This is a genomic window from Intrasporangium sp., assembly GCF_032907665.1.
Classification (GTDB): Bacteria; Actinomycetota; Actinomycetes; order Actinomycetales; family Dermatophilaceae; genus Intrasporangium.
The window spans coordinates 1-5,341 of sequence record NZ_JAJJPG010000185.1 but is presented as its reverse complement, the minus strand read 5'-3'; the positions used below and the strand labels follow the sequence as shown (position 1 = coordinate 5,341).

Below are 5,341 nucleotides of genomic sequence, written 5' to 3'. Positions count from 1 at the left end.
CGATGACCCGCGCCTTCGTCATCGACCCGTAGTAGCCCGTCGTCGGCAGGTTGCCCAGCTTGGCCTGGAGGGTCTGCACGGCGGTCGAGGTCGTGCCGTAGGACAACGTCGGGAACGCGGCCGAGACGGTGCGCCAGCCACGCCTCGCGAGGATCTCCTGCGTCTTGAGGTCCGCCACCCCGGTCTGCGGCAGGCCCGCGAAGCGCTGGTACTCGATGACCCGCGCCTTCGTCATCGACCCGTAGTAGCCCGTCGTCGGCAGGTTGCCGAGCCGGACCTGCAGCTGACGGACCGCCTCGGACCGCATGCCGTAGGAGAGCACGGTCGGCGTCGACGGGATGGTCACCGTTCCCGAGGACCGCGGCAACGAGGTCAGGACCGTGGTCGCCGCGACGCCTGTCCACCACGAGGTCCGTGCGGCCGCACCGTTGTAGTTGAAGCTGAAGTGGATGTGGTCGGTGTGGGGACTGCTGCCGTAGTAGGGCGCCCAGCCCCGCTCCGGCGCGTAGGACCGCCACATCTTGCGGTCGTAGATGATGTACATGATCCCGAATCGGCGCGCCATCGCCCCCTGGACACCGTTGGCGTCGGCCCGGGTGAGCCAGGACAGGACGCTGCGCGCGACAGCGGACTCCTCCGGGTCGTTCACGTCGAGCATCCAGTCCCACGCGCGCCCGTCGTAGTGCTCTGACGTGCCGCTCGTGCACGTCCGGCCGATGAGGCTCGTCGACCCCATGCGGTAGTGGCTCGTCATGAGCTTCGCGAAGGCGAGGACGCCCGGGCGGGCCACCGGATCGCAGACCGTCTGCCCCTGGTACGGGACGTAGACGTCGAGAGCCTTCGGGAGGGTCTTCGTCGGCGGGGCCGGCGGCGTGTAGGCGTGGACCGCCGTGGCGGCCGACGGGACGATGAGCGCGGGCGCAAGGAGGGCCAGCCCAAGATGACGACTGCGAACGACCATGGGGAACTCGATTCAATGGGAACTCGAAAAGCATGGATCCCACTTCCCCCGCAAGTGTTCAACTGCACCATTCATGCACTTGAGTCACACCAATAACAAGGCGGTTGAGACAATTACAGGGCTGTAATTCCTCAGCGCCGAGGGGTGGACGGGTGGACTGTCGCGTTCGTCACGTGGTGGGCCACCACGTGACGGCGAGTGCAGTGGTGCCACCCCACGCCCTGCACTGCCCGGCCGGGCTATAGAGTCCGCAGCATGGACAAAGTCGTCTCCACCCCACAGGAGGCCATCGCCGGGATCAGCGACGGGATGTCGCTCGCGGTCGGTGGCTTCGGACTCTGCGGCATCCCGAGCGTGCTCATCGCGGCGATCCACGACGCCGGGATCAGCGATCTGGAGGCCATCTCGAACAACTGCGGCGTCGACGACTGGGGCCTCGGGATCCTGCTCAAGGACAAGCGGATCCGCCGGATGGTCGCCTCGTACGTCGGCGAGAACAAGGAGTTCGAGCGGCAGTACCTGCACGGTGAGCTCGAGGTCGAGCTGACACCTCAGGGCACGCTGGCCGAGCGGTTGCGTGCCGGGGGCGTCGGCATCCCGGCCTTCTTCACGATCACCGGCTCCGGCACGCAGGTCGCCGAGGGGGGCCTGCCGTGGCGCTACGACTCCGAGGGCAAGGTCGCGGTCGCGTCGCCGCCGAAGCAGACCCAGGACTTCGAGGTCGACGGCGAGACGAAGACGTTCGTGCTCGAGCAGGCCATCCGGCCCGACTTCGGGCTGGTCCGGGCGGCCAAGGGCGACCGGCACGGCAACCTCGTGTTCAACCAGTCGGCACGCAACTTCAACCCCCTCTGCGCGATGGCCGGCAAGGTCACCGTCGCCGAGGTCGAGCAGCTCGTCGAGCCCGGTGAGCTGAACCCGGACGAGGTCCATCTGCCCGGCATCTTCGTGCACCGCGTCCTGCCGCTGACGCCCGAGCAGGCCAACGAGAAGCGCATCGAGCGGCGCACCGTGCGCCCCCGGCCCGGTGCGGCGACCGACTCGACCAACCAGACGCAGGAGGCCTGAGATGGCGATGACCCGTGAGGAGATGGCCGCGCGTGCGGCTGCCGAGCTGTCCGACGGTGCCTACGTCAACCTCGGCATCGGCCTGCCGACCCTGGTGCCGAACTACGTGCCCGACGACGTCGAGATCGTCCTGCAGTCCGAGAACGGCATCCTCGGCGTCGGCGCCTACCCCTTCGATGGTGAGGAGGACCCGGACCTCATCAACGCGGGCAAGGAGACCGTGACCCTGCGCAAGGGCGCGTCCTTCTTCGACTCGGCCACGAGCTTCGGCATGATCCGCGGCGGCAAGGTCGACGCTGCCATCCTCGGGGCGATGCAGGTCTCCGAGAAGGGCGACATCGCCAACTGGATGATCCCCGGCAAGATGGTCAAGGGCATGGGCGGGGCCATGGACCTCGTCCACGGAGCCAAGAAGGTCATCGTGCTCATGGAGCACAACGCCCGGGACGGCTCCTACAAGATCGTCAAGGAGTGCTCGCTGCCCTACACCGGCCGCGGCGTCGTCCAGCGGATCATCACCGACCTGTGCGTCTTCGACGTCACGAATGACGGGCTCGTCCTGCGCGAGCTCGCCCCCGGGGTCACCGAGGACGAGGTCCGCGAGAAGACGGAGCCGGAGTTCACGGTCGAGCTGGGCTCCTGACACCACACGGCGTCGGAGCCCCTCACGCGTCCGGTTCGGCCGGGCCGGCGCAGACGTCGAAGTCACCACTGCGGCGGCTCGTGAGGAACCCGACGCCCCACGACCAGTGCATCGTCGCGAGCACCAGCGGGGTGAACGCTCGCGACCGTCTCGGCTCCCCCCGGCTGATCGCGAGCCCACCTGCCGTGATGCCTGCGACGTAGGCAGCGGGCACGGTCCAGGCCGGCGCCCAGAAGAACCCTGCGATCGTCGCCGCGGTCGTGACGACGACCATCGTCGGAGGTGCGAGGTAGCGGGCGTTGATGGTGCCTTCGTGGTGTCGGGCCACCACCCGCCGCCACCGCCCGTAGTCGCGGTACTGCCGGGCGAGCCGGCCCAAGGTCGGCCGGGGCCGATAGCGAACGCGAAGACCCGGGTCGAACCACACCGTCCCGCCCGCTTGGCGGATCCGGTAGTTGAGCTCCCAGTCCTGAGCACGCGTGAACCGCGGGTCGTAGCCGCCGACCTTCTCGAGCCAGTCACGCCGGAACACGCCGAGGTAGACCGTGTCTGCCGGGCCGGCCTCACCACCGGTGTGGAAGCGGGCACCGCCGACGCCGAGTGGCGACCTCATCGCGACGGCCACCGCCTTCTCGAAGTCGGTCACCCCCTCGGCGTACATGACGCCCCCGACGTTGGCGGCGCCCGTCTCCTCGAGGACCGTGACGGCATGCTCGATGTAGCCCGGGCTGAGGTAACCGTGACCGTCGACCCGCACGATGATGTCGTGCGCGGCGGCGGCCACCGCGAGGTTCAGCGCGTCCGGGGTGCGCCCGGACGGGTTCTCCACGACGGTGATCCGTGGATCGCTGTCGGCAAGCCGCCGGGCCACGCCGAGGGTGTCGTCGTGGCCGCGGCCGATCGCGAGGACGAGCTGCAGCTCGCCCGGGTAGCCCTGGCTGGTGACGGCGTCGACGGCGGCGGCGAGGTGCTCCTCCTCGTTGAGGAGGGGCATGATGACGCTGATGGGTGGATGGGGCTGCACGTAGTCGTTTCCGGTCCGGATTGCTGTGGCGTGGACGGAAGGAGACTACAGGTCAACCCTTGAGGAGCTGGCGCGCCATGACGATGCGCTGGATCTGGTTGGTTCCCTCGTAGATCTGGGTGATCTTGGCGTCGCGCATCATCCGCTCGAGCGGGAAGTCCTTGGTGTAGCCCGCACCGCCGAGCAGCTGCACCGCGTCCGTCGTCACCTTCATCGCGACATCGGAGGCATAGCACTTGGCCGCTGCGCCGAAGAACGACAGGTCCTTGTCCCCGCGCTCGGACTTGGCCGCCGCGACGTAGACCATCTGCCGGGCTGCCTCGACCTCCATCGCCATGTCGGCGAGCATGAACTGGATGCCCTGGAAGTCGGCGACGCGCTTGCCGAACTGCTTGCGCTCCTTGACGTAGGCCAGGGCCTGGTCGAGAGCTCCCTGCGCGATCCCGATGGCCTGGGCCCCGATCGTCACGCGGGTGTGGTCGAGGGTGCGCAGCGCGATCTTCAGACCATCACCGACCTCGCCGACGATCCTGTCACCGGGGATGCGCGTGTTGTCGAAGTGCAGCTCCCGGGTCGGGCTGCCCTTGATGCCGAGCTTTCGCTCCTTCTCGCCGAAGGTGAAGCCTGGGTCGGACTTCTCCACGACGAAGGCGGTCACGTTGTTGCCACGGGGCCCGTCGGGATCGGTCACGGCGAGCACTGTGTAGAACTCCGAGACGCCGGCGTTGGTGATCCACGACTTCTGGCCGTTGAGGACCCAGTCGTCCCCGTCGGCCTTGGCCCGGCACTTCATCGAGGCGGTGTCCGAGCCTGCTTCACGCTCGGAGAGCCCGTAGGAGAACGTCGTCTCTCCGTGCGCGAGCGGCGGAAGGTACCTGCGCTTGACGTCCTCGTTGGCGGCGAGGATCAGTGGCAGCGAGCCGAGCTTGTTGACGGCCGGGATGAGCGCGGCGGAGGCATCGACCCGAGCGACCTCCTCGATGACGATGCAGGTCGCGAGCGCGTCGGCGCCGACGCCGTCGTACTCCTCGGGGATGTGCGGGGCGAAGAAGTCCGAGGCCACGAGGGCGTCGTGCGCCTCCTGCGGGTAGCGCGCCTCCTCGTCGACCGCGGCCGCGAAGGGCGCGATCTTGTCCTCGGCGACGGCGCGGATCGCCTCGCGCAGCGCCTCGTGGTCTTCACTGGTCCGGAACAGGTCGAAGTCAGAGCTCGTCACGGTGTGCATGCTACCCGCGGGACACATTTAGTAGGACGTCCAAGTGATCCAGGCCACCGCCCCCGCAGGCATGTGCGCCCAGGGCCGTCCACCATGAGGACGGGGTGTCCACGATGAGGACGCGCGTGCTGGTAGTGGGCTGAGCGGCATACCATCTGCGCCAAGGTCATGAGTGTCAGCGTCACGGCCCCGGCTCGCTGACCGGCAACCCTCCCTACGCGGCGGGGTGCCCCGGGTGACGACCTGGCCGCCGGCGCCCGCCGGCGCGCAAGCGCGAGTGTGAGGAACACCGATGAGTGACACCCCCGACTGGTCGTTCGAGACGAAGCAGATCCACGCGGGCCAGAGTGCCGACTCCGCCACCGGAGCCCGGGCCCTGCCGATCTACCAGACGACGAGCTACGTCTTCAACGACACCGACCACGCCGC

6 protein-coding genes and 1 riboswitch are annotated in these 5,341 nt (G+C 68.5%); of the genes, 3 read left to right on the top strand and 3 right to left on the bottom strand.

The genetic code is table 11. The annotated features are described in order from the left end of the window. Positions 1 to 961 (bottom strand): peptidoglycan-binding domain-containing protein (locus tag LOY02_RS17660; RefSeq protein ID WP_317183681.1); only part of this gene is annotated, 961 nt, incomplete at its 3' end. Positions 962 to 1,216: 255 nt separating this feature from the next. Between LOY02_RS17660 and LOY02_RS17655 the strand changes: the two genes are divergently transcribed. Together LOY02_RS17655 and LOY02_RS17650 are read left to right on the top strand one after the other, a co-directional pair. Then, positions 1,217 to 2,029 (top strand): CoA transferase subunit A, encoded by an 813-nt coding sequence (locus tag LOY02_RS17655; RefSeq protein WP_317183680.1) that lies wholly within the window; start codon positions 1,217 to 1,219, stop codon positions 2,027 to 2,029. Position 2,030: 1 nt separating this feature from the next. Continuing rightward, a complete protein-coding gene (locus LOY02_RS17650) occupies positions 2,031 to 2,672 on the top strand; it encodes a 3-oxoacid CoA-transferase subunit B (RefSeq protein WP_317183679.1) in 642 nt (213 codons plus the stop codon). A gap of 22 nt (positions 2,673 to 2,694) precedes the next feature. Here LOY02_RS17650 and LOY02_RS17645 read toward each other — a convergent pair whose 3' ends face one another. Both LOY02_RS17645 and LOY02_RS17640 read right to left on the bottom strand, forming a co-directional pair. After that, entirely contained in the window at positions 2,695 to 3,666 is a 972-nt protein-coding gene (locus LOY02_RS17645; RefSeq protein ID WP_317183678.1) for a glycosyltransferase family 2 protein, read from the bottom strand. A gap of 82 nt (positions 3,667 to 3,748) precedes the next feature. After that, a complete protein-coding gene (locus tag LOY02_RS17640) occupies positions 3,749 to 4,921 on the bottom strand; it encodes an acyl-CoA dehydrogenase family protein (protein ID WP_317183677.1) in 1,173 nt (390 codons plus the stop codon). Positions 4,922 to 5,076: 155 nt separating this feature from the next. Next, positions 5,077 to 5,192: riboswitch (SAM riboswitch) on the top strand. Between the two features lie 12 nt (positions 5,193 to 5,204). Here LOY02_RS17640 and LOY02_RS17635 point away from each other — a divergent pair. Continuing rightward, positions 5,205 to 5,341, top strand: a 137-nt coding sequence (locus LOY02_RS17635) for a PLP-dependent transferase (RefSeq protein WP_317183682.1), incomplete at its 3' end; no start/stop codon positions are given.